This window comes from Advenella sp. RU8 (assembly GCF_048381675.1).
Classification (GTDB): Bacteria; Pseudomonadota; Gammaproteobacteria; order Burkholderiales; family Burkholderiaceae_B; genus Advenella.
This window is the reverse complement of sequence record NZ_JBLWIS010000009.1, coordinates 63,890-88,809: the sequence shown is the minus strand read 5'-3', so window position 1 is coordinate 88,809 and position 24,920 is coordinate 63,890. Positions and strand designations below refer to the sequence as shown.

The 24,920-nt window shown below is 47.6% G+C and carries 25 protein-coding genes; 9 read left to right on the top strand and 16 right to left on the bottom strand.

Annotated features, from left to right (window positions below; genetic code table 11):
• Positions 1-55: 55 nt before the first annotated feature.
• The 6 genes from ACM5Q9_RS11495 to ACM5Q9_RS11470 are packed head-to-tail and all read right to left on the bottom strand — an operon-like array spanning position 56 to position 6,422.
• Positions 56-1,027 (bottom strand): Bug family tripartite tricarboxylate transporter substrate binding protein, encoded by a 972-nt coding sequence (locus tag ACM5Q9_RS11495; RefSeq protein ID WP_418144881.1) that lies wholly within the window; start codon positions 1,025-1,027, stop codon positions 56-58.
• 37 nt (positions 1,028-1,064) lie between these two features.
• A complete protein-coding gene (locus ACM5Q9_RS11490; RefSeq protein WP_418144880.1) occupies positions 1,065-1,802 on the bottom strand; it encodes an enoyl-CoA hydratase/isomerase family protein in 738 nt (245 codons plus the stop codon).
• 20 nt (positions 1,803-1,822) lie between these two features.
• Positions 1,823-3,928, bottom strand: coding sequence for an acetate--CoA ligase family protein (locus ACM5Q9_RS11485; protein WP_418144879.1), 2,106 nt, complete (start codon positions 3,926-3,928; stop codon positions 1,823-1,825).
• 14 nt (positions 3,929-3,942) lie between these two features.
• Entirely contained in the window at positions 3,943-4,665 is a 723-nt protein-coding gene (locus tag ACM5Q9_RS11480) for an enoyl-CoA hydratase/isomerase family protein (RefSeq protein WP_418144878.1), read from the bottom strand.
• A 16-nt stretch (positions 4,666-4,681) separates the two neighbouring features.
• Positions 4,682-5,260, bottom strand: coding sequence for a cysteine dioxygenase (locus ACM5Q9_RS11475; RefSeq protein WP_418144877.1), 579 nt, complete (start codon positions 5,258-5,260; stop codon positions 4,682-4,684).
• A 1-nt stretch (position 5,261) separates the two neighbouring features.
• Positions 5,262-6,422 carry a CaiB/BaiF CoA transferase family protein gene (locus tag ACM5Q9_RS11470; protein WP_418144876.1) on the bottom strand — a complete coding sequence of 387 codons (1,161 nt, stop codon included), beginning with the start codon at positions 6,420-6,422 and terminating at the stop codon, positions 5,262-5,264.
• A 104-nt stretch (positions 6,423-6,526) separates the two neighbouring features.
• On the opposite strand from ACM5Q9_RS11470, the gene ACM5Q9_RS11465 reads away from it, so the two are divergent.
• The 9 genes from ACM5Q9_RS11465 to ACM5Q9_RS11425 all read left to right on the top strand — a co-directional run bounded on the left by ACM5Q9_RS11465 (position 6,527) and on the right by ACM5Q9_RS11425 (position 16,252).
• The gene (locus ACM5Q9_RS11465; RefSeq protein ID WP_217735329.1) at positions 6,527-7,309 is read left to right on the top strand and encodes an IclR family transcriptional regulator; all 783 of its coding nucleotides are present in this window, start codon (positions 6,527-6,529) and stop codon (positions 7,307-7,309) included.
• 202 nt (positions 7,310-7,511) lie between these two features.
• Positions 7,512-8,894: an aspartate aminotransferase family protein gene (locus ACM5Q9_RS11460; RefSeq protein ID WP_418144875.1), complete on the top strand. Its 1,383-nt coding sequence runs from the start codon at positions 7,512-7,514 to the stop codon at positions 8,892-8,894.
• Positions 8,895-8,998: 104 nt separating this feature from the next.
• A complete protein-coding gene (locus ACM5Q9_RS11455; RefSeq protein ID WP_418144874.1) occupies positions 8,999-10,600 on the top strand; it encodes an ABC transporter substrate-binding protein in 1,602 nt (533 codons plus the stop codon).
• A 31-nt stretch (positions 10,601-10,631) separates the two neighbouring features.
• Complete coding sequence (locus ACM5Q9_RS11450; RefSeq protein ID WP_246587442.1) at positions 10,632-11,681, top strand: ABC transporter permease; 1,050 nt, start codon at positions 10,632-10,634, stop codon at positions 11,679-11,681.
• The gene (gene nikC / locus ACM5Q9_RS11445) at positions 11,678-12,565 is read left to right on the top strand and encodes a nickel transporter permease (protein ID WP_217735332.1); all 888 of its coding nucleotides are present in this window, start codon (positions 11,678-11,680) and stop codon (positions 12,563-12,565) included. Before ACM5Q9_RS11450 ends, nikC begins: the two co-directional genes overlap by 4 nt.
• 3 nt (positions 12,566-12,568) lie before the next feature.
• The gene (locus tag ACM5Q9_RS11440; protein ID WP_418144873.1) at positions 12,569-13,408 is read left to right on the top strand and encodes an ABC transporter ATP-binding protein; all 840 of its coding nucleotides are present in this window, start codon (positions 12,569-12,571) and stop codon (positions 13,406-13,408) included.
• An 8-nt stretch (positions 13,409-13,416) separates the two neighbouring features.
• Positions 13,417-14,166, top strand: a complete 750-nt coding sequence (locus tag ACM5Q9_RS11435) for an ABC transporter ATP-binding protein (RefSeq protein WP_418144930.1) — start codon at positions 13,417-13,419, stop codon at positions 14,164-14,166.
• A 195-nt stretch (positions 14,167-14,361) separates the two neighbouring features.
• Positions 14,362-15,345, top strand: coding sequence for a Bug family tripartite tricarboxylate transporter substrate binding protein (locus ACM5Q9_RS11430; RefSeq protein ID WP_418144872.1), 984 nt, complete (start codon positions 14,362-14,364; stop codon positions 15,343-15,345).
• Between the two features lie 94 nt (positions 15,346-15,439).
• Positions 15,440-16,252, top strand: coding sequence for an alpha/beta fold hydrolase (locus tag ACM5Q9_RS11425; protein ID WP_418144871.1), 813 nt, complete (start codon positions 15,440-15,442; stop codon positions 16,250-16,252).
• 90 nt (positions 16,253-16,342) lie between these two features.
• Here ACM5Q9_RS11425 and ACM5Q9_RS11420 read toward each other — a convergent pair whose 3' ends face one another.
• The 10 genes from ACM5Q9_RS11420 to ACM5Q9_RS11375 all read right to left on the bottom strand — a co-directional run bounded on the left by ACM5Q9_RS11420 (position 16,343) and on the right by ACM5Q9_RS11375 (position 24,865).
• Positions 16,343-17,203: an alpha/beta fold hydrolase gene (locus tag ACM5Q9_RS11420; protein WP_418144870.1), complete on the bottom strand. Its 861-nt coding sequence runs from the start codon at positions 17,201-17,203 to the stop codon at positions 16,343-16,345.
• Between the two features lie 8 nt (positions 17,204-17,211).
• Positions 17,212-17,964, bottom strand: a complete 753-nt coding sequence (locus ACM5Q9_RS11415; RefSeq protein ID WP_418144869.1) for an ABC transporter ATP-binding protein — start codon at positions 17,962-17,964, stop codon at positions 17,212-17,214.
• Positions 17,954-18,709, bottom strand: coding sequence for an ABC transporter ATP-binding protein (locus ACM5Q9_RS11410; RefSeq protein WP_418144868.1), 756 nt, complete (start codon positions 18,707-18,709; stop codon positions 17,954-17,956). Before ACM5Q9_RS11410 ends, ACM5Q9_RS11415 begins: the two co-directional genes overlap by 11 nt.
• Before the next feature lie 2 nt (positions 18,710-18,711).
• Complete coding sequence (locus tag ACM5Q9_RS11405) at positions 18,712-19,587, bottom strand: branched-chain amino acid ABC transporter permease (RefSeq protein ID WP_418144867.1); 876 nt, start codon at positions 19,585-19,587, stop codon at positions 18,712-18,714.
• The gene (locus tag ACM5Q9_RS11400) at positions 19,584-20,453 is read right to left on the bottom strand and encodes a branched-chain amino acid ABC transporter permease (protein ID WP_418144866.1); all 870 of its coding nucleotides are present in this window, start codon (positions 20,451-20,453) and stop codon (positions 19,584-19,586) included. Before ACM5Q9_RS11400 ends, ACM5Q9_RS11405 begins: the two co-directional genes overlap by 4 nt.
• A gap of 131 nt (positions 20,454-20,584) precedes the next feature.
• Positions 20,585-21,709, bottom strand: a complete 1,125-nt coding sequence (locus tag ACM5Q9_RS11395) for an ABC transporter substrate-binding protein (RefSeq protein WP_418144865.1) — start codon at positions 21,707-21,709, stop codon at positions 20,585-20,587.
• A gap of 37 nt (positions 21,710-21,746) precedes the next feature.
• On the bottom strand, positions 21,747-22,418 hold the full coding sequence (locus ACM5Q9_RS11390) for a 3-oxoacid CoA-transferase subunit B (protein ID WP_418144864.1): 672 nt from the start codon (positions 22,416-22,418) through the stop codon (positions 21,747-21,749).
• Between the two features lie 9 nt (positions 22,419-22,427).
• Positions 22,428-23,108: a 3-oxoacid CoA-transferase subunit A gene (locus tag ACM5Q9_RS11385; RefSeq protein ID WP_418144863.1), complete on the bottom strand. Its 681-nt coding sequence runs from the start codon at positions 23,106-23,108 to the stop codon at positions 22,428-22,430.
• Positions 23,109-23,261: 153 nt separating this feature from the next.
• Positions 23,262-23,726: a nuclear transport factor 2 family protein gene (locus ACM5Q9_RS11380; RefSeq protein WP_418144862.1), complete on the bottom strand. Its 465-nt coding sequence runs from the start codon at positions 23,724-23,726 to the stop codon at positions 23,262-23,264.
• 14 nt (positions 23,727-23,740) lie between these two features.
• On the bottom strand, positions 23,741-24,865 hold the full coding sequence (locus tag ACM5Q9_RS11375) for an ABC transporter substrate-binding protein (RefSeq protein WP_418144861.1): 1,125 nt from the start codon (positions 24,863-24,865) through the stop codon (positions 23,741-23,743).
• Positions 24,866-24,920: the final 55 nt, after the last annotated feature.

Below are 24,920 nucleotides of genomic sequence, written 5' to 3'. Positions count from 1 at the left end.
TTGCAGGTTATAAAGTCAAGACAAAACAACCGCCATCATGAAGGCGGTTGCTTTTTTAATTCAGGCCAATATTGTTTTCCTTGATGATATTTTCATAAAGCAAAATATCATCATTACTCTGACTGATAAAGTCTTTCGTGCCCAAGTATGCCGGTATTTGACCAAATTGCAAAAGACGCTCACTCATACCTGGTTTACTCATGACTTTTTGTGCAGCCTTTTCATATTCTTCAATCAAGCTCTGCGGCGTATCTGCCGGTGCAAAGACACCAAACCAGCTGGACGTTTTCAAGTCAATACCCTGCTGTGAAAATGTGGGAACATTTTTCAATTCAGGCAGTTTTAGTGAATCCGGAATGGCCAACGCCTTCAGATTACCATTGACGACATTCGACAGGGTAACGCTATCATATTGATAATCAATTCTTCCTCCTAACAGATCGTTAAGTGCTTCAATTGAACCTTTATAAGGAATATGTAAAGCGCCTATACCCAGTTTTTTTGCCAGAATCAGCGCCTGTAAATGCGTTAAGGTTCCCTGCCCTGCAGAACCATAAGTTATTTTACCGGGATTCTGCCTGTCATACTCAACCAAATCCTGCAATGTTGAGCCAGGAAAGTCCTTACGCACAGCTACAATGCCAATTGATTCAGATAATTTTGCAATTGGTTCAAAATCCGTAAAAGGATTGTAATTAACCTGACGCAGGAAAGGTGTAATCGTCATGACACCTGCCGGCGCCAACAACAAAGTAGCGCCATCTGCCTTACTGCGAGCTACCTGCTGGGCACCTATGGCACCCGCTGCCCCACCTTTATTCTCAACAACAAAACTCTTTTTCATTTCTTTGCCCATTTCATCAGCAAAGACACGCGCCAAACTATCCGCATTACCACCGGCAGGATAAGGAACAACCAGCTTCACCGATGAAATATCCGGCAAATCCGCTGCCATGGATAAGGGTATGACAGCCAAAACACCAAATATACTTAAAGTGCCTATTATTTTTTTTAAAGAAATCTTCATTGATTTACCCCACCATTACATCTATGAATACTATTGCTCACTTGCCGCTGTAAACGGGCTCGCGTTTTTCCCTGAAGGCCTGCACACCCTCCTTCTGGTCATCACTTTCCCGGACAAGGTTCAATTCCCTAATGGTACGGGCCATTAGTTCAGAAGGGCCCTGCGGCAATACATCACGCGTAATAAAACGCTTGAGGGTCTTTAATACCAAAGGCGAAGCCTTTGACAGTTTTTGGGCTTTTTCAAGTGCAATTTCCACCTGTTGCCCCAATGGCACCACCTGGTTAACCAAACCAACTTCATAAGCCCGCTGGGCATCCAGTATCTCACCGCACAAAATCACATCCATGGCCACCTTATGCGGAATACGGGCAGCCAATCCTGCAATCATGCCCCCGGTAAAGCCCAATTTGGCTTCCGGATATGAGAAGCGGGTATTGTCAGCAGCAATCGCCAAATCACACATCATGTGCATGACCATCGAGCCACCGACAACCCAGCCTGCAGTCGCGGCAATAATGGGTTTTTCCGTTTGTATGCCCACTGTTGGAATGCAACGCCACAATTCAGGCAAGTTCGTCACGTCAGCGCCGGCAGAAAATGCTTTTTCACCGGCTCCGGTGATAACGGCAACCCGCTGCTCCGATAAGTCAAACTCCTCAAAACCCTGTTGAAGCGCCAAGGCCGTATCCTTACAAATGGCATTATGTTTTTCGGGACGGTTAATCGTAAACAACGTTACTTTGTCAAACTGCTCAATTTTTACAACACTCATTTTTATCTCCTGAATTATCTTTAATTAATTTGTGCCCTGGCATCAACCGCCACACACCCACTACCCTGCTGCTTCACTTTAAGTGGATTAATCTCTATCTCAAAATGGCTGTTTTTAAGACTGCAGGCAAGCAAACTCAAACGGTGAATGGTCTGTGCCACCGTTTCCACATCCAGTGCCGGCCTGCCACGATAGGCTTTTAACAAAGGGGCTATTTTCAGTTCGTCAAGCGCCTGTTTGGCCGTTTCCACATGTACGGGCGCCGGTAACACCAGCGTATCTTTCAAGAGCTCAACCAGAATGCCGCCACTACCTATAATGACCTGTGGGCCAAACTGGGCATCATTTCTCGCACCTACAATCAACTCCAGCTCTCCTGACTCCATACTCTGCAAGGAGAATCCTTCAATCCGGGCAGAAGGTAACGCCTTGTTAATATGACCAACCATGACTGTCAGTCGCTGCTCCAGTTCTTGGGGCGACTGGATATTAAGCAATACCCCTCCCACGTCGGATTTATGAACGATCTGACTGGAAACCACCTTGGCAACCATCGGAAAACCAATGTCACTGGCTGCCTTTATGGCCGCAGCAATATCGGCAACAATAATCTCTTTATTCACTGGAATCCCGAACGAAGCCATTAAACTCTTGGTTTCGGACTCATTAAGAACGCCTTTTACATGACTGACATCAGGCAAACCATCCGGCAAAACCACCTCTGGTGAAGCGGTAAAATCAGACCATACTTTCCAGCTTTTCAGTGCGGCCACCGCTTCATTGAGAGTATTGGTAAAAGGAATATTATTGGTAACCAGATACTCTCTGGCAGCATTAGCCGCCTGACCCGGCAACATCACCACAATAAACGGCTTCGCCGTTTTTTCCGCCCCCGTCACCAACCTGGTCGTCGTATTCAATACAGAGGGAGCGGTCGTCAGCACAAACAGACCCGCATCAACACTTTCATCTTTCATGACAATTTCTGCTGTCAACTCGGAAATCCTGTCGGTATCCAGCACATCATGTCTGCGTCCACCCAGATCAATCGGATTGAAAGCCTGACCGGGCGTAAACAATTCGGCAAGGGATGTCGTAGTTTGTTCACCAAATTCTGAAAAAGGGATGTTCTGTTCTGACAGCGCGTCGGCAGTCAGTGCGCCACCACCGCCAGATGTGGTAATAATGGTCGCATTGCCAATTTTCTTGCCAGGAAATTTGGACATGCTCAAGGCCAACAGGAACATGGCCATCGGGTCGTCCATCAGAATAATGTTCTGACTTCTGCAAATTGCTTTCAATGATTCATAATCACCTGCCAGACTGGCCGTATGGGAAAACGCCGCCTTGCTACCCGCCTCCGTTTTTCCTGCCTTGACAGCCAGAATCGGTTTGTTTTTCTCCCGTGCCAATTTAGCCAACTCAATAAAACGTTGCGGTGATTTCAGACCCTCAATATAGGTACAAATAATAGAGGTTTCATCATCATGAATCAGCATTTCAAGAAAATCACAAAGTTCAAGATCTGCCTGATTACCTATTGAAAAACAATGACTAAAACCAATACCTTGCGAGTAAGCCTTGTCAAAAAGTGTTCCCATCAGGGCACCACTCTGACTGACAAAACCAATCGGACTTTTAATGAGGGCATCAACATTCAAGGCCGGTGACGAGCACAAAACCAGTTCATTGGCTGGACTGATCAGCCCCAGACAATTGGGGCCAATCAATCGCATATTGTGTTGCCTGGCTATGTCGACTATTTCATGCTCTAAGACCGCCCCCTCAGGACCAGCATCAGAAAATTTGGAAGTAATGATAATGCCGCATTTGACCCCCTTTTCAGCACATTTTTTAATTTCCTCTTTTATTTTTTCAGTCGGCAATGCCATGACAACCATGTCAGGGGCATCCGGAACAGCCGTAATATCAGGAAAAGTTTTGATGCCAAACAAAGACTCACGTCCCGGATTGATAGGATAAATAGTTCCTTTGTAACCATGACGGATAAGCGTTTTATATAGTCGCCCGCCAAATTTTGTCTGATCCTCGGATGCGCCAATAACGGCCACAGAACGCGGGTTCATAAGTGCAGCCAGGCTGGCAGCTGTAGTGTTAGAAGTCATGTCTCAAATTCCATTTATTGATTTATATATTCGGTTATCCGTTGCTTGATACTGCCCGGCATGATGGACAATATTAATGACTGCAAATCTGCTGCCTGATTACCCTCATCCAGTGCCGTCGCACGATAAATCTGTTGCTGGGTAAACTGAGGCAACCGTTGTGCCTGTAGCAATTCAGTGACCAAACTATCTTGGTCTTCTGGACGACATAAATGAGTTACCAGCCCACAGGACAAGGCATCGGCCGCACTTATTTTTCTTCCGCCGTTGATCCAGTCCCTCGCAGTTGAAGTCCCCACGCGTGCAGCCAGTCTACGACTACCAAGCACCAGGCCAAATTTGGCCCCGGGAAAGGTAAATGAAGAGGTATCCAGGGCAATGCGGTAGGTGCAGGAAGCGAAAATATCCGCACCAGCGCCAATCACTTTCCCCTGTCCCAGGACTAAAGTGACAAAAGGTGCCCAGTAAATTTTCTGCAGCAGCATTTCAATTTCAATAAATCTGGCCAGCAGACTGTCATCGGATTCCGACTCAAGATTGGACAAATCAAACCCGGTGCAAAAGTGCTTTCCTTCAGCACGTATAAGCAATGCTTTTATTTTGTTTTCCAGGCATTGGTCCAACACCTCATTTAATTGCCTGACCAGGTCCCGGGAAAGACAATTACCTTTATGCGCACGCTTTAAGGTAATGGTACTGACTTTTTCATGCTGGCTTAATTCAAATTCCTGACTCATTCTTTGCATTGCCTCGTTAAACCCATAGATTGGCTGCTACATTGGATGAGTAGCCAGAAACGAACCGTTTTCTTTCCGAGGTTCCCGGATAAAAAACATGCCGCTGGATTTTTCCTATATTGCCGCCATATAAATGAATACTGATAGATGTCTGGTCCTGAAAAGCATTACTGACCTGATGAATATCCCCAATTGAAGGCGAAACACAGGCAACATCTCCTTGAGACAGGGTGGTAACCTTGCCAGTCTCTTCAAGAACATTATCTTCATTGAAGGCAAAGTGTCTTTCGGTTTCTGCCCCCCTGAGCATACCAATCACCCCCCAGACAGTATGATCATGAACCGGTGTTTTCTGTCCGCCTGCCCAGACAAAACTGACCAGTGAAAAACGATCCAATGGATCTCCATATAGCAAGTACTGCTGGTAATATTCGGGATGTGGTCGCGCAAAGGTTTCATCCAGCCAATCATCCTGACTGACAAGATCACACATGATTTTTTTTGCCTGTACCAAAATCTCAGGCTCTTTCAAGTCTGTTTTTTCAACTAACCCGGTCAATTTTTTTACTGCATCAAGTAATCGTGTCTGACTCATGCTACGCTTCCTGTTTCAATATGCTACTTATAAAACGATGGTTGTCTGCCCCCTTTTCAGGAGGTGGCAACCGTACTGGCAAATTGGCATTATCAATGCGTATAGGTGAGGCAAAAGTTTGGGTTTGAACCCCATTAGGTAAGGTTATTTCCTGTACCCAGCCCATGTGCCGAACCTGGGGATCATTAAGGGCCGTTTCATAATCGTTAATTCGGCTATGTGGAACCTCAGCATCGTTAAATGCCTTTATCCAATAATCTGTATCCTGGGTCACAAACTTTTCTTCCAGCAATGCTTTTAGCGTTTTCTGGTTTTTTGCCCTGTCCAGCGTGGTGGCAAAACGCGGATCATTGAACAATTCCGGCAGATCGGTTACATCACACACAGACTTCCATAACTTCTGATTGCCGGCTGCGATTACAAAATAACCATCCCGCGATTTGAAAGCCTCATAAGGTGCATTGCGTGGATGAGCCGCACCCAATTTAATGGGATTAATACCCGTACCAAAAAATTCGCTGGTTTGCAAAGCGGCAATACCCAATGTGCAACCAAGCATGGAAATATCGATCCGACTGCCACCCTGGCCGTTTTTCACCTTCATCAGCGCTGAACTGATGGAAAAAGCCGCATATAAGCCTGAAGCAAAATCAGAAATTGGAACACCGCACTTTACCGGCCCCCCATCGGCCTCTCCGGTGACACTCATCACCCCCGAAGCCGCCTGTATCGTGACATCAAATCCCCCCTCATTTGCCCGGGGACCATCTTGGCCAAATGCCGAAATGGAACAATAAACCAGATCAGGATGCTCTTTCTTGAAAGACTCCGCCCCCAAATTCAATCTATCCATCACACCGGGACGGTTATTCTCTACCAGAATATCCGCAGACAATACCAGCTTTCTCGCCAGTTGCTGATCAACCTCATTTTTCAAGTCCAGCACAAGAGAGTGTTTATTACGGTTCAGTGAGGCAAAATTTTCGCTAAACCCTTCATTGATAGGCGGCCATTGCCGTAGTGTATCGCCGGCGGGTGGTTCTATTTTAATAACCTCGGCGCCCATATCAGCCAACAGCATGCCACAAAAAGGCCCCGCCGCAACACTGCAAAACTCAATCACCTTGACACCGGAAAGAGGAAGATTAGGGTAAATAGGCATATATTTTCCTGACGATAATAATAAGCTGACACATGAAAGACATGAGCAAAGTCTAGCTCTTTCCATTTAAAGATCCTACTTTTCTATTTTGTGGAACTTCAAGGATGAACAACACACTGATCAAAGGCATACAAATCCTAGAGATGCTATGCCACAGCGACCGACCGTTACGCTTGACTGATATCGCCAATGAATTGGGACTGATGAAAAGCAACGTGCATCGTTTACTCCATGCCCTCGTTGCACAAAATTACATTATTAAAGATGAAAGAACCGGCGAATACTCTGCCTCCATCAAGCTGTGGGAGCTTGGCTCAGCCGTACTTTCCAAACTGGATTTACGTAAGTATTCAGAAAAATGGATGGACAGTCTGACCCAACTCACTTCAGAAAGCTCACACCTTTCCGTGATAGATAATATGCAGGTCGTCTATGTCCACAAAATAGACAGTTCAAGCCCTATCAGGGCCTATACGCAAATCGGTGGCAGAGTGCCCTTGTATTGTGTGGCAACCGGAAAAATCATGCTGGCCTATCAATCAGATGTATTCATCGAGCGGGTTTCCAAAAACCTGGAACAACACACACCCAACACCATTACGAACCCCAAAAAACTCCTGTTGGAAGTGGAGAAAATTCGCAAACAGGGATATGCCGTCAATAAAGGTGAATGGCGTGAAGGCGTTTATGGCGTCGCCACACCCATCTCCGATGGTTCTGGTAATGTCATTGCCGCCATCGGACTGTCCGGACCGGCCAACCGGTTCAAACCCCAGAAAATAAAGGAATTTGCCCAATTGCTCACGCAAGCCTCTTCGGCCATCACGTTTGCCTTGGGCGGGGGAAACGGCCATTTGAATTTACAAAGAATCACACACCTGTGGTAAGTAAAAACCCTGATTTTTTCGTATCAAGGGAAAACAAATGTGCAGGCCATGAGCAAGAGACAAGTTCTATTATGTGGAAACTTTGTTGTTTAAAAAAAATAAATTCATAATGTACTGAAACAGGTAAAACACATTCACGTGTTTTGCCCCATTCAAACAAACATCTACTTATTGATGGATACCATCCACCCGGGAGGATTAAATGAGCAGTGAAACCTTAAGTTCCGCCACTGACGTCAAAAATCTTGTACACCCTTACACAAATTTGGGAGACCACCTTAACAAAGGTCCCATGATTATAGAGCGCGGGGAAGGCGTTTATATTTATGACAATCATGGCAAACGTTATCTTGAAGGCATGTCAGGCCTATGGTGCACCTCACTGGGTTTTTCTGAAGAACGCCTGGTCAATGCAGCCATTGAACAATTCAAAAAACTGCCTTATTACCATTTATTCAACTCCCGCTCCAATACACCGGCTATCGAACTTTCTGAAAAACTGCTGGAAATTGCCCCTAAAAGTCTGTCCAAAGTCCTGTATGCCAACTCGGGATCAGAGGCCAATGATGCGGCGGTCAAACTGGTCTGGTTTTACCATAACGCCATTGGTCAACCCGCGAAGAAAAAAATCATTTCCCGCTTGCGTGGCTATCATGGTGTCACCGTTGCCTCAGGCAGCCTGACTGGACTGCCTGCCAATCATCAGTTCTTTGATCTCCCCATCGATCGCATTCTTCACACTGACTGCCCCAGTTACTATCATGGTGCCAATCCAGGTGAGTCAGAAGAGGCATTCACACAACGCCTGATCAACAATCTCGAGCAACTTATTCTCAAAGAAGGCCCTGATACCGTTGGGGCATTTATTGCCGAGCCCGTTATGGGGGCCGGTGGGGTTATTGTTCCACCCAAGGGATACTTCGAGGGGGTACAAAAAATCCTGAAAAAATATAACATCCTGTTCATTGTTGATGAGGTTATTTGCGGCTTTGGCCGGACAGGCAACATGTTCGGCAGTGATACCTTCAATCTGAAGCCGGATATCATGTCAGTGGCAAAAGCCCTGTCGTCTTCCTATCTTCCCATTTCTGCCACGCTGATTAGCCAGCCCATCTATGAAAAGATAGCGGAACAAAGTGATGAGGTCGGTGTTTTTGCACATGGCGTCACGTACTCTGGCCATCCGATTTGTGCCGCCGTCGCATTGGAAACACTGAAAATTTATCAGGATAAAAATATCGTTTCCCATGTGCAGGAGGTAGCGCCTTATTTCCTGAGTAAGCTGCACAGTCTGAGCGCGCATCCGTTAGTGGGTGAAACACGTGGTATTGGCTTAATTGCTGCCCTTGAGTTAACACAGGACAAGGCCAGCAAAAAACCTTTTGACCCCTCAGTGAAAATTGAAAAACTGGTCCAGGAAAACGCGGCCAAACACGGGGTTCTGGTACGAGGCATCCGGAATGCCATTGCCCTTTGCCCTCCACTCATCATTACAAAAGAACAAATTGACGAACTGTTTAATGGCGTTGAATCAGGCCTTAATGCAGCGCTGGAAACCGTTGAAGCGTCCAAAGCATCTGCTTGAGAACCATGAGCCCAACATTATCCAAAATCAACCAAAAGAAAAATATAAATTTTAATCATATATGAATTCATTGAATTAAAAATTATATTTTTAAAGGAAAGAAAATGAATAAACTTAAAATCAAGGGAATTTTCAAATCCCTGGTCATCAGCTTTTCACTGGGATTTGCCTTGCCAGCCTTAAGTGCAACACCCAAAGATACCATCATCATGGCGAGAAAAATTGATGACATTAAAGTCTTGGATCCCGCCGAAGTATTTGAATGGGGTAGCGGAGAAATCATCAACAATCTTTATACCCGTCTGGTCACGCTCGATCCCAATGACTTTACCAAATTAGTCGGCGGCGTTGCTGAAAGCTGGAAAGTTTCGGATGATGGCCTGACCTATGAATTTAAAATCCGTCCAGGCCTGAAATTTCATTCCGGCAATCCGGTTACCGCAAAAGATGCCGAATTTTCACTCAGACGTGTTGTCCACCTCAGCAAGACACCGGTCTTTATTTTCAACCAGCTTGGCTGGAAACCGGATACCGTTGACGATATGGTCAAGGCCGTTGATGATTCAACTTTGGTCCTGAAAATTGCCCAACCCTATGCCAACTCGCTGGTTATCAATATCCTTTCAGCCGGCGTCGCCTCTATTGTTGATAGTGTGGAAGTATCCAAACACATTAAAGACAATGACTACGGCTACAACTGGCTCAAAACCAATTCAGCCGGTTCCGGTCCCTATAAACTGGTTGTATGGAAACCCAAGGATGCCGTCGTTTTGGAAGCCAACCCCGACTTTTATCTGGGCGCACCCAAATCGAAACGATTCATTATTCGCCATGTTGCAGAGTCTTCTGCACAAAAACTGTTGCTCACGGCGGGTGATATTGATATTGCCAGGGATTTAAGCGCGGACCAAATCAAGCAGGCCCGCTCTGATGATAAAGTCAAGGTTGCCACTACCGAGAAACTGAGCACCTATTATCTGGGGCTGAATTCGGCCAAAAACGAAATTCTGGCAAAACCAAAAGTATGGGAAGCTTTGCGCTGGCTGATTGACTACCAAACCATGGCCAACACCTTTCTGGATGGTTACTACAAAGTACACCAATCTTTCCTGACCGGTCAGGACGGTTTGCAGGAAACCCCCTACAAACTGGATGTGGAAAAAGGCAAGGCCTTATTGGCTGAAGCCGGTTATCCAGATGGTTTCAGCATCACCATGGATTTGTACAATACCGCCCCACAAACAGATATCGCCCAATCGATTCAATCCACTTTTGCCCAGGCAGGCATCAAACTTAACCTGACACAAAGTGATAAAGCACAGGGTTTGACCAAGTATCGTTCACGCGGACACGACATCATGCTGGCTGCATGGTCTCCCGACTATCTTGATGCGCACTCGACGGCAGAGTTTTTTGTAAGAAACACCGACAACTCGGACAACTCCAAAAACAAGACTGCAGCATGGCGTAATGGCTGGGAAATCCCCGATTTATCCGTCCTGACTGAAAAAGCGATGATGGAGCAGGATGCTGAAAAACGCCGCAACATTTATCTTGAACAGCAAAGAGTTGTCCAGCAAAACTCTCCCATGATCATGCTGTTTCAACTGATTGAAAGTTCAGTTTTACAAAAAAATGTGAATGATTTCATTTCAGGACCCGGCTTTGATACGGCCCTCTACTGGAAAATCGAAAAAACCCAATAAACCAACCAATTAAATTGACAGGAATTGCATTTTGTCTAACACACTCAATTTAAAACGCATTGGTACATACTTCAGGATAGCAGGCGACCAGACACTCACTTTACTGATTACGGTGCTTGGCCTGCTACTCATCACCTTCCTTATCGGACGAGTGATCCCGATTGACCCGGTTTTAGCCATCACAGGAGACCGGGTCAGTCCTGAAGTTTATGCAAAAGTCAGGGATGAATTGGGGTTAGATCTGCCACTTTGGCAGCAATTCCTCAATTACCTAGGCAATGTCCTGCACGGCGACTTTGGCACCTCGGTACTGACGTCACAAACGGTCCTGCACGACATTGCCATTTATTTTCCTGCCACCATTGAGCTGGCAGTAGCAGGCACCTTTATTGGTGTCATTTTCGGTATCCCGATGGGTATTGTTTCAGCCGTTTATAAAAACAGCTGGCTGGATCAGGTCATCCGCGTCATATCCCTGGTCGGCTATTCAATCCCCATTTTCTGGCTAGGCCTGGTTGGCCTGCTTATTTTTTATGTCAAACTGGGTTGGGTTGCCGGCGTTGGACGCCTGGACGTTGCCTATGAGTACACCATTGAACGGGAAACCGGCTTTATCATGTTGGATGCCATCATACACGGACAGTGGGATATTCTTGCCAATTTCCTGTCACACCTGATCCTGCCCGCCAGTCTGCTCGGTTATCTCTCCATGGCATATATTGCACGCATGACCCGCTCTTTCATGCTGGAACAGTTAAGCCAGGAATATATTACAACCGCGCGCGTTAAAGGCTTAAGCGAGTTTAGGGTCATTCATCATGCCTTCAAAAATACATTGACGCAATTAGTGACCGTCGTGTCACTGACATTTGCACACCTGCTTGAGGGAGCTGTCCTGACAGAGACCGTTTTTGCCTGGCCCGGTATTGGTCTTTATATTACCAACTCTTTATTTTCTGCTGACATGAACGCGGTACTGGGAGGAACGACGGTTATCGGCATTTGTTTTGTTGTCATCAATATATCGTCTGATGCACTTGGACGATTTTTTGATCCACGCTTTAACAGGGGCTCAACATGAATTCATGGCTCTTATCCGAAACACCCGCTTCCCGCTTTCAGGCCACATGTGGGCAACTCTATGTGATTTTCCTGTCATTCATCCGCAATCCACTTGCTGTCATTGGGCTGCTGATTGTTTTGACCCTGGTTATATGTGCATTCGCCGCCCCCTACATTGCCACTCATGATCCTTATACGCAGTCGCTTAACGATCGTCTGCTGGCGCCCAGTAGCGAACACTGGCTGGGTACGGACCATCTGGGACGGGATATCTGGAGCAGAATTGTATATGGTTCTCGTTCAACCCTAACAGTTATTGTTACCGTGGCCATTATTGTTGGCCCTATCGGTTTACTCGTCGGAATTCTGGCCGGTTTTTCAGGTGGCCTGATTGACCGTATCCTGATGCGCATAACGGATATTTTTCTGGCCTTTCCCCGTCTTATCCTTGCTCTTGCCTTTACCGCCGTGCTGGAACCCGGTCTGTACAGTGCCATTATTGCCATTGCCATTACCTCTTGGCCAGCTTATGCCAGGCTTGCACGTGCCGAAACCATGATTCACAAGAACGCCGACTTCATCCAGGCCATCAAGCTGCAGGGGGCCTCTACCCTGCGCATTCTGTACGGTCATATCGCGCCGCTTTGCTTACCTTCCATCATTGTCCGTCTTACACTGGATATGGCCGGCATTATTCTTATTGCCGCCGGTCTGGGTTTTCTTGGACTGGGCGCCCAACCTCCATTGGCCGAATGGGGCAGCATGATTGCCAGCGGCAGGGATTATCTGCTTGATCACTGGTGGATAGCCACGATACCGGGTATCGCAATATGTATTGTCAGTCTGGGCTTCAACATTCTGGGCGACGGTTTAAGGGATGTCCTTGATCCCAAGACGAGGTAGAACATGCAAAAAAAAATTTTAACCATCAAAAACCTTAATGTGACTTTTTCTACCCCAAAAGGTCCCTTCCACGCTGTCAAGGACATCAATTTCAGCATGGGAGTGGAAAAAGTCGGTGTTGTGGGAGAATCAGGGTCAGGCAAATCCATTACCAGCAAATCAGTCCTTGGTTTATTAAGAAAACCCACGCGTGTTGAAGCGGATGAAATATCATTTCATGACATCGATTTGCGCAATCTGGACAACAAACAATGGCGCAAAATCCGAGGCCGAAAAATATCCATGATCATGCAAGACCCGCATTACTCACTTAACCCGATCATGAGCGTGGGCAAACAGATTATGGAGTCTTACCTGACTCATCATAAAGTCAGTAAAGCCGAAGCCAAGGCCAAAACGCTGGAAATGCTGGAATTGGTCAGAATCAATAACCCCGAACGTGTCTTTGATGCTTATCCACATGAAATCAGTGGTGGCATGGGACAAAGGATCATGATTGCCATGATGCTGATACCTCAGCCGGAGTTATTGATTGCCGATGAACCGACCTCTGCCCTGGATGTATCGGTACAGAACCAGATTCTGTCACTCATCAATGAAATGGTCACCCGGCGAAATATGGGATTGATTTTCATCAGTCACGACCTGAACCTGGTTTCCCGATTTTGCGACCGGGTGCTTATCATGTATCGCGGGCGCATTGTAGACGAATGCCTGGCTTCTGAATTGCATGCATCAAAACACCCTTATACACAAGGTCTTCTTAACTGCGTACCCAGCCTTGATCATAAGAAGCCACGACTTGAAGTGCTTAATCGCGAAAAATTGAGGAGTTTTGAATGAGTCAGGTAATGATTAATGTGTCAAACCTGAATGTGTCTTTTGGTGCCAATCAGGTATTGCATAATATTAATTTCAAGGTTGCTGCCGGTGAATGTTACGGTCTGGTCGGAGAGTCCGGTTCAGGAAAATCCACCATCCTGAAAGCCATTATGGGACTGAACAAGCACACGGGAACAATTGAAATTGAAAACACCCCATTAGTCAATCATAAACGTGACAAAGCCTTTTATCGTAAAGTCCAAATGGTATTCCAGGATCCTTATGGATCCATCCACCCCAAACACGCCATCGACCGGATTTTATCTGAACCGCTATACATTCAAAAATTCACGGATATTGAAGCCAGAGTATGTAAAAGCCTTGAAGAAGTCGGCCTGAACCGGAGCTTTCGCTACCGTTTTCCTCATCAATTGTCAGGAGGGCAACGCCAGCGTGTTGCTATCGCCCGGGCCTTAATTACCGAACCGCAAATTCTGGTCATGGATGAACCGACTTCAGCCCTTGATGTGTCCGTGCAGTCAGAAATACTGAACCTGCTTGACGATTTGCGCAAGGAACGCAATCTTACTTATATTCTGGTCAGTCATAATCTGGCGGTCATTGCCCATATGTGTGACAAGCTGGCAGTCATGAACCGGGGTGTCATCATAGAAGAAATGACGCCCGACGTACTATTTGCCAAATCAGCCAAAGCACCCTATTCAAGGGAATTGATCAAGGCCAGCCATGGTTATGAAGCCGTTGAAAAGGCGGCCTGAACGATAAAACATTATTGATACAAAAAACCCCATTGCAAAATCCACGCCTTGTCTGCCAAACGTTCTATGGCAGACAAGGCGTTTTGCATTACGCCATTGACACCGCTTCATATTTCCTTATAATAACCATAAGTTCACAAAAAGAACATATGTTCATATTGCGAACTTTATGACTATATAATATGGAGACTTTACATGTTTATTTACAAGAAAATACTTACCCTGCTTGGCCTTGCCAGCTGTATCGCACTTGCGCCGCTAGGTTCGGCCCAGGCCAATGCCTCACAATACCCCAATAAACCCATCAGTCTGGTCATTGCCTTTCCGGCAGGCACAACGTCTGATTCCATCGGACGGATTTTTGCTTCGGAGCTTGGCAACGCTTTGGGGCAAACCGTTGTGGTTGAAAACAAACCCGGTGGTAACGCCACAATTGGTGCAAAATACGTGGTTAATGCCAAGCCGGACGGCCATACCATTTTTCTTACCACCAACACCCCAATTTCAGCGGCTCCCTGGTTGCTGAAGAATGTTGGCTATGATCCCATCAAAGACTTCACGCCCATCGGAAGAATCGGTAATCTTCCCTTTGTCCTGGTTGCCAATAACAATATAACTGTCAACAAAGTGCAGGATCTGGTTGGCATGGCCAAAAAAGACCCAGGTAAAGTCACCTATGCCAGTGGCAATGCCACAGGCATTCTGGCTGGTGCCACCTTTGCCAAAAGGGCGGGTATTGATATGCTGCATGTACCGTACAAAGGCTCCCCCAATGCCCTGACCGACCTGATGGGTGGCCGGGTAGATGTCATGTTCAATGATCTGGCCTCCAGCCTGCCCTATATCCAATCCGGCAAGATCAAGGCAATGGCGGTCGCCAGTGCCAAACCCAGCGCCATCGCACCTGAGCTGGAGTCCATGGAGGCAGCGGGTATCAATAACTTTGACCTGAGTGCCTGGATGGGTTTCTTCGGCCCCGCCAATATGGACCCTGCCATCGTTGAGCGCCTAAATGCAGAAATAAACAAAATCATTGCCAACCCCGAGGTCTACAAAAAACTCTCCGATATGGGGTTTGATGCGTTCGGTTCCAAACCGGATGAATTCGGGCAATTTGTAGCCGCCCAACTGGATGTCTGGGGCGAAATGATCAAGGAAGCCGGCATTGAGCCGCAATAACATTTTTTAATTTAATCATAAACAATCAGTTTGATCCCGCATAGACAGTCTCCGGCTATGCGGGATATTTCTTTAGCAGGAACGGGAAATTTCAATGTCTCCTACCATAAAAAAAACCAGCTACGATCAGGTATCGGTTGAATATCTGGTACAGGGCTCTGGCACGCCCATTTTATTTTTACCGTCACTGGGAAGAGGACAGGCCGATTTTGACGAATTGGCATTACTCATGGAACAAAAAGGATTCAAGGTAATACGTCCGCATCCAAGGGGCATTGGTGCCAGCCAGGGCCCCATGACGGGTATTACCCTGGAAAATCTGGCGGCAGATGTGGCGGCAGTCATAAAAGCCGAAAACCATTCATCATGTATTATTGCCGGGCACGCCTTGGGCAATTTCATTGCACGCATGACCGCAACCCTGTTTCCTGATCTTGTTCGTGGTGTTGCCCTACTGGCCGGCTCTCCGGGTAAAACACCCTCAGGCGATCCATCTATTCCACCAGATATCCTGGTATCAGTCAGCCAAAGTGGAAATCTGGCTCTTAGTGAAGCAGAAAGAGTCAGCCATCTGAATAAAGCCTTCTTTGCCCCTGGCAATGACTGTCATTCCTGGCTTCAGGGCTGGTATCCAGAGACCAAAAGAATGCAGTGGGATGCATGGCATGCGACACCAATTGATTCATTCTTCAAGGCAGGAAAGGCGCCCGTACTGGATTTGCAGGCAGCACTGGACACCGTCGTTCCGCGAAAATACACGAATTATCTTAGAAACGAACTGGGTGAACGTGTAACGGTTACCGTCATTTCCAATGCCGGCCACGCCTTAATCCCTGAACAACCCGAAGCCGTCTGTGAGGCCCTGACAAACTGGGCGCGATCCTTGCAAACAGACACAAAACGCTAAGAACCTGATTTGGCAAACGGCTCTCGAACACTCTCAAACCGTTTGCCAATAGCCCTTTTTTTCTACGACTCCACAAGCGTGCTAGCGCTTTCAAGCAGCATGACGCACTTCACCCACCCGGTTTTCTTCATAATTTAAAAAAGCATCGGAAATATGCTGGACACTTTCCTGATCATTCACGATACGCAACAACATATTGGCCACGTATTTCGGACTGATCACCTGCATGAAATGCCCTGAAGGAACAATCAATGCTTGCGCAGCAGGACAAAGGCCGGACAACCGTCTGATTTCCGCGGGTGGACGCAATACATCAAACTCCCCCCCGATAAACACCACTTTGCCGGATAGTTTGGCCAATGCATCGGATAAATCCAGGCCCGCCAGCATTTTATAAATAGCTCCCAAACTTCTTGAGTCGGAGGCTAGCCAGGCACAACGATAATCATGATATTTCTGTTTGTCTGTTTGCAGGCTTTCAGGAAAAGCCAGATCAAAAATTGCCTGGCCTTCGGCACGGATACCTTTCAGCGCTATCTCACTGGCTTTTAGCATGGCATTATCGCGTTTTTCTGCCGCAATACCACAAGCGGGCGCAAAGGCCACCAAGTGACTGACCCGCTCGGGATAGCGCGCGGCAAAACCGATCGCTATCCCCGCACCTACCGCCACCCCGGCAAGGACCACAGGCTGCTCTATACCCAGCTTGTCCAGCAGCATGACCAAGTCCTGGATATGCTGGTCTATACTGACTTCATCAACGATTTTTTCAGACAGTCCAAACCCACGCTGGTCATATCGCAATACCTGTGCCGAAGCCGGGAAATAAGACAGCGTTTGCGTCCAGCTTTCCAGTGTCCCACCCATTTCATGCATCAATACATATACAGGCCCTTTTCCTTGCCTGAATTCATATCTGATGGCGCAATCATTCACTTCAATCCAAGCCATATCAATCCTTAGAACATTTCCATAAGTTTGGCATGATCGCCTTCAAAGTCGGCAGGTACACCCCTGTAGATGATTTCACCCGACTTCATGACCACCACTCGATCCGACACATTAAGTGCTTCACCCACCTGCTGCTCCACCAGCAAAATGGACATCCCTCTTTGTTTCTGCACGGCCCTGATCGGCTCCAGCAGATCCTGGAACAATTTGGGTGCCAAACCAATAGACGGTTCATCCAGCAAAAGAATGGAAGGTTTGCATAACATGGCCCGGCCAATGGAAACCATCTGCTGCTGACCACCCGATAACTGACCTGCCTTGCGGGTCCAGAAATCCTTCAGCTTGGGTAAAACCGCCAATACTTCTTCAACCCGCTCGTCAGCCACCGGTCCGGTCATTTTGGCAGACCACAATGCCAGTGCAAAATTTTCCTTGACGGTTAATCCGGGAAACACGCCCCGGCCTTCAGGCACATAAGAAATGCCATGCCCTGCCATATCGCTGGGAGAAGGCACGATATGTTGACCATTCAGCAATACCTCACCCGCTGAATAAGGCTGCAGGCCGAACAGGACTTTCAACAAGGTGGATTTACCAGCACCATTATGGCCAATCAAACATAAAATCTCATTCTTTCTCAACTCAAGATTCATGTTTTCAAACACATTATGATCATCGTAGCCCGCCGACAGGTTTTTGGCCTCAAGGGCAGCTACTGTTTGATAGGCAGCAGTGGCTGCCTCATTGTTTTTAATTTCCACTCTGACTCTTCCCAAAATAAATGGCAATTAACTCTGGATCGCGCAATACCTTCTCAGGCACATCTTCCGCCAGTTTTTTTCCCTGATCCAGAAAAGCAATGCGGTCGGCAAGTTGGGTCATCACATCCAGATTATGTTCAATCAGGCAAATCGTCACGCCATCTGCGGTTGCTTCACGCAGAATATTGATAAACCGGTTACGTGAGTTAAGATCCAGACCCGAGGCTGGTTCATCAAGCAACCAGATTTTTGAACCGGTTGCCAGAATACGCGCCAAAGACAAGAACTTGGTTTCGGCATAAGACAAATCCACCGCCCGCTTGTCAGCCATGGCAGACAAGCCGGTCCTTTCAAGCGCCTTCTCAACCGTCTCCAAACGTTGATGCCAGGCCGCTTTGCCTCCCGGCTGCCAAAACCATGATTCCGGCTCAACGGCAACCAGCACATTATCGCGCACGCTCATATGGGTAAACAGGCGCAAATCCTGGAAACTTCGGGCGATGCCCATTTGTGCAATACGATGCGGCTTCTTGCCAATAATAGATTTACCGTTCAGCAGCACGTCACCGGCACTGGCCACCAGATTACCCGTCATCAAGTTGAAAATAGTGGTTTTACCGGCACCGTTAGGTCCCGCCAGCGCCGTTACCACCCCTTCCTGAAGGTCCATATCCACCGATTGGACAGCAGCCAGACCACCAAAATTTTTGCTCAAACCTCGAACAGAAAGCAGTACATTCGACATTTTTATTTCCCTCCTGTTTTACCGGCAATGCCTGATGGTTTGAAAATCATCAGCACAGCCATGAGTGAGCCATAAATAAACTGCTGAACCGTACCGATTTCCGTAGGGGGAATAAAGGGAATAAAGGTCAGAATGGCAGGCAATATCAACAAAAAGACAGCACCAATCAACGGTCCTGAAAGCGTGCCAACCCCACCAATAACCACCATCGCCAGCATCAGGATAGACTGTTCAAGCGTAAAACTTTCCACGTTGATAAAGGCCAGATTAAACGCGAACAGCGTACCTGCCACTCCCACAATGGCACACCCGACAACCATCGCCAGGGTCTTCAGTAAAGGAACGTTCTTGCCAAAACTTTCTGCCGCGCTTTCATTATCACGAATCGACATCAGGGCACGACCAAAGCTGCTTCGCATGAGGATCTGGATCACAGCCAGTGAGAGCAGCAAGGCAACCAGACACACAATCAGGAAAGCGCCCGGCGAAGACACATCAAAGCCAAACAGGGTTGCCGGTGGAATACCCACCAGGCCACCATGCCCGCCCGTCAGGGAATGGGCTTCACTGAAAATGGTAATACCCACCATTTGCAAACCAAGACCGGCGGCCACAAAGTACTCACCCCGCACCCGCAATGCCGGCAAGGCAAGCAAAAGCGACAAGGCTCCGGACACCACGGCACCAATCAGGCTGGCCAACAAAACATCTGGCACAATCAGCAAGGCAAACTGGGCACCGGCATACGCCCCCAGACCAAAGAAGATGGCATGGGCAATACTGAAAATACCGGCATAACCAACCAGCACATTCAGGCTGGCCGCCGCAATACTGTAAATGGTGGCCAGTGTTAACAGGTTAAGAATATAGTTAATCATCGTTTGACTGACGCTCCAAACAGGCCACTCGGACGGAACATAATAAAGGCGAACAGAATAAAGAAGCTGACTGCCTCACTCCATTGCGTATCCACGACGGTAATGACCAGGTTTTCAATAATTCCCAGGAACAAACCAGCCAGCGCAGCCCCTTTCAGGCTGCCAATACCTCCTACAATCGTGGCGGCAAGACTGATCAGCATTACCTTGGAGCCGGATGAGGGCTGAATGCCAATGGAAATACTGGTTAAGATGGCAGCCGGCACCACCAAAGCCGATCCAATCACAAAAGCCAACACGGTAAGATTCTTCGCATTCAAACCAAAGGCCTCCAGCAAACCCGGGTTTTCAGACAGTGCACGCAGGCCCAGTCCGGCATTTTTCTTTTCCAGAAAAAGCACTACCAGGAAAAACAACACCACAGACACGCCGATCGCCACTGCCAGGATGGGGGCCAGATACAGGCCTTCCACCACCTCACTGGCCATGGTCAGCGACGAGCTGACCGTTACCGAACCGCGACCAAAAAAATACTGGATCAGGCTTTGTACGGCGATACTCACCCCAAAGGCGGCCACAAACACGGTAAAAAACGATCCTTCACTGCGCTGGATGGGACGATAAATAAAAACGGCCATCAATATGCCTGCCAGTATCGCCATGACAAAGGAAACCAGGGTTGCCCAAGGCCACCACATGCCCAGCTGGACACACTCATAAAAGGCATACCCGGCTATCACGAAAGTTGCGCCATGCGCCACATGAAATATTTTGGTTGCACCAAAAATCAATGCAAAACCGGCAGCAGTCAGCGCATATAAAATGCCCGTCTGAATACCTGAAGCCAGAAGTTGAAGAAAAAGCATTATTTATCCCTTTTGAAAGGAACCATTAAAAACAGTGATACAAAATCCAGACACCCACAAAACCGGACAGGAGCGGTCTGGTGCTGTTACTGCGCACCAGACCCTGTCCTGTTGCAATCAGGCAAAGCCAATTACTTGATTTTTTCTGTCACGCCGTTGACGATTTTATTAATCTGCATGGCAGCGGTTACGGTACCGTCATGGAACGTTGCCTCACCACCGGCCAGATCAAACTTGCCAACCCGCTTCAGCTCCTCCACCAGCGCCTCTCCCGTGATGGGTTTACCCGCCTCTTCCAACCCTTTGGCCAGATAACCGAACAACAATCCGCCGTTGTAATAATTAAGACCATAGGTGGTTGGTTCGGTTTTGTATTTCTCGCGCCAGCTCTCTACAAAACGCTTCATGATGGGTTGATCCGATTTCCAGTCAGCGCCCTGACTGGTGAAAATCAGGCCTTCACTTTCGGGCAGTTTTGAAATGGAAGGAAAATTGGCGGCACCATACGTTAACAGTTGCTGCTTGATACCGCCATCTCGCACCTGCTTGATGATGTGACCAATCTGGGAAATATTGGGGCTGGCAATATAGATGGCATCCGGCTTGTCACTGCGCAGCTTGGCAATAATGGAAGAGAACTGCTGCAGATCAGGTGGAACGCTGTATGCAGAAGTGACGGTACCCCCCATTTCCGGCAACCCGGTTTTCAACTCCTGCAAAATACCCTGTCCCAGGGCATCATCAACATAAATGACCGATATTTTCTTGATATTGTTCTCACTCAGCCACGGAATCAGGAATTTCACTTCCTGGTTGGCCAAAGGAATAATATTCCAGAAATACGGGGACAATGAAGCCAGATCGGGTCCCACCGCCCCACCGTTGATCATCATGGTCTTGGCCCGCTGACCAATTGGTGCTGCTGCCTTGGAGACGCCCGTAAAGCCAACCAGGGCATAAACAGCCTTGTCTACACTGGTCAGACGGCTCATGCCAATTGCCCCACCTTGGGGCGTACCCAAACTGTCCGCGCTTTTGATTTCAACATTGCCCTTAAGCAATTTATCTTCCTTGATATGATCAAAAGCCAGTTGCACGGCATTGGTATAAATGCTGCCCGCCTCGGCATTGGGACCAGACATGGGAAACAGGGTTCCCACAACATAAGGCCCTGACTGGGCATTCGCGCTCATTGAAACCGCACCCAATAAGGCCAGGCCTGATATGAATGAAGTAATTTTCCTGTGTTTGTACATTTATGTCTCCGTTATATGAATTACTTTTTCCTGCTTTTTAAAAAGAAAGCGCTGCTTCCGTCCTTTCCTGCAAATACTCCCTGCTTACACCGGGTGCCATATCCCTCACCTGGAAACCTGTTTCAGTGATATCCAGGACCGCCAGATTGGTATACACCCGTGATACCGCCCCGCTAGCCGTCAATGGATAAGCACATTGATTCATCAAACGGGGTTTACCGTCTTTGGTGGTATGTTCCATCAAAACCCAAAGTCTTTTGGCACCCACTGCCAGATCCATTGCCCCACCCACGGCGGGTGCGGTATCTGTTTCTGACAGCGCCCAGTTGGCAATATCCCCGGTTTTGCTCACGTCATAAGCGCCCAAGACGCATAAATCCAGGTGACCGCCACGAATCATGGCAAAACTGTCAGCATGATGCACATAAGAACCACCTTGTTTCAGGGTGATATATTGCTTGCCGGCGTTAATCAGCCATGGTTGAATTTCATCTTCGGCCGGTGCAGGACCTATGCCTATCACTCCATTTTCCGAGTGAAAAATCACTTCTTTGTCTTCGCCTACATAATTGGCCACCAGTGTCGGAATACCAATCCCCAGATTCACAAACCATCCATCACTGATATCCCGTGCCAGACGCGCTGCCATTTCATGACGGCTCCATGGTTTCACGCTTTCATTTACTGCTTTCTCTGTTAATGTTGTCATTTTTTTCTCCTAGAGCTGGGGTGATCCGTATGGAAGATGCAGTACGCGATCCACAAAGACGCCAGGGGTAACAATGGCTTCGGGGTCCAGCTCTCCCAGTTCTGCGGTATGCTGGGTTTGGGCAATGGTTAATTTGGCGGCCATGGCACATACCGGATTGAAGTTTCTGCCCGACTGCTTATAAGTAAGATTGCCCCAGCGATCCGCCTGCCAGGCTTCAATCAGCGCGACATCACCATGCAATGCCTCTTCCAGCACATACTTGCGGCCATGATATTCACGGATTTCTTTGTTATTGCTTAACAGGGTATTCACACCCGTTGGCGTATAAAAAGCGGGAATGCCCGCACCGGCAGCCCGCATGCGCTCTGCCAGCGTCCCCTGTGGCACCAGCTCCAGTTCAATTTTTCCTGCCTTGTACAGACTTTCAAAAATGGTCGAACCGGCAATCCTTGGAAAGCTGCAAATCAAGCGACGAACCCGACCCGCTTCCAGCAAACGGGCCAAACCAATCTTGCCATAACCCGCATTGTTCGCCACGATCGTCAGGTCTTTGGCCCCCTGCTCAATCAGACCTTCAATCAGGTGAACCGATTGTCCCACCGCACCAAACCCGCCCAGCAGGATGGTTGAACCATCCTGCACCCCTTCCAGCGCTTGCGCTACTGAATTAACAAACTTTGAAATCATAAATTACCTGATTATTTGATTTTCAAGGACAGGTTGCACTGGCAGCCATCGAGAATGTTTGCATACCAGACATTTGTCCAAATTATAAAGAAAAAAATAAAATGCTTATAATATGGTTTGTACTAATAACCGGTACAAACCATTAACGCATCTTTACTCAAATTTGGAAGAGCGTGGCGCCGATCCGGTAAAACCCTCATTAACCGGACTATAAAAATAGAAAGTGATTTTCCTGGACTTGAATTTCCAGACTCCGTTTTCCCTGACCATCACATCGTCATAATGCCCCGCTGATGTGTAAGAAACGCCATTGGAAATGGAGATGTATTCCATAGAGATACGACCTGTTGCCGTATCCCCATCAACCTGGACCATGCCATTGGTACAAAAATGCCAGAACTGCTCGGCCACTTTAGGTACATCCTTCGAAAAAAACCGCATGATTTCCTGATGCCCTGAAACTTTCGACAACCCCTCAAAGACCCCGTCTTCTGTAAACAGATCCACAAAATCATCCCACTGCATATCATCCAGCAAATGGCAATATCGTGCCCTTAACCTGATGATTTCCAGCTCATCTTCCACTTTCTGCAAGCGTTGTTCCAACGATAATGTCATTTTTCCCTCTCTGCTTAACCAATTACTTTGGCCACACCCGATTCAACCTGATTAATCTGGATGGGCATGATTGACGTTGCGTTATCACTGAACTCAATATCACCACCGGCAAAATTGAAACTGCGTATTTCACGCAAGGCTGCCAGCAAAGTATCGCCATTTACCGGCTTACCTTTCTTCTCAAGATGTTCTAACAGATAGGCAAAAAGCAGGGTCCCGTTGTAGTAGTTCTGGGCATAACTGGTAGGGTCGGATTTATGCTTTTCACGCCAGCCATTAATAAACCGGGATGTCAGGCTATCGCTTAAAGTCAGGTCATTGCGCTGTGTGGTAAAAATCAGCCCTTCCGCTTCGGGCAGTTTTGCCACCGAAGGCAGGCTGCCAATGGAATAGGTCATTAACAACTGTTTCAGGCCGGCATCCCTGAGCTGTTTCACGATTTGCAGCTGCTGTGAACCGTAACTGGCAAAATAAATGGCATCGGCATCGGTATTGCGGATTTTTGCCGCGATCGCGGAAAACTGCTCCATGCCAGGTGGCACGCTATAGGCCCCTACCAACTCCCCATCTATTTTAGGCAGCTCCGCTTTCAATTGTTTTAATACCGCAGCCCCCAATGGATCATCAATATAAACCAGGGCAACTTTCTTTTTACCTTGGCCTTTCAACCATTGAATAGCGGGAGGAATCTCCTGATCAGCCAAGGGAATGATATTCCAAAAATAAGGGGACAACTCACCCAGTTCAGGACTAACGCCCCCACCGTTCATCATAATCACTTTCTGACGAACGCCAATAGGTGCCGCTGCTTTAGATACTCCAGTAACGCCTAGCAGTACATATTGCGCATGATCCACGTTTACCAGACGCGACATGCCAACGGCACCACCCTGAGGGGTGGCCAGACTATCCTGCGCCTTCAATTCGATCGGACGGGACAGCCTATTATCCTGCTTGATATGTTCTAGCGCCAGCATAACCCCATTCATGAATACCGCCCCCAGCTCTGCCACAGAGCCCGACATAGGAAAAAGCGTACCCAGTCGATAGGACTCTTTACCCTGTGCAAACACATTGAATGAAGGTGCCACGGCCAATGCTGCTCCGGCTTTTAAAAGATCTCGTCTGCTGATTGCCATTTGTTATCTCCTCTCACTCTCTTTGGAGTGAATATTATTAGATATTTTTGATGGG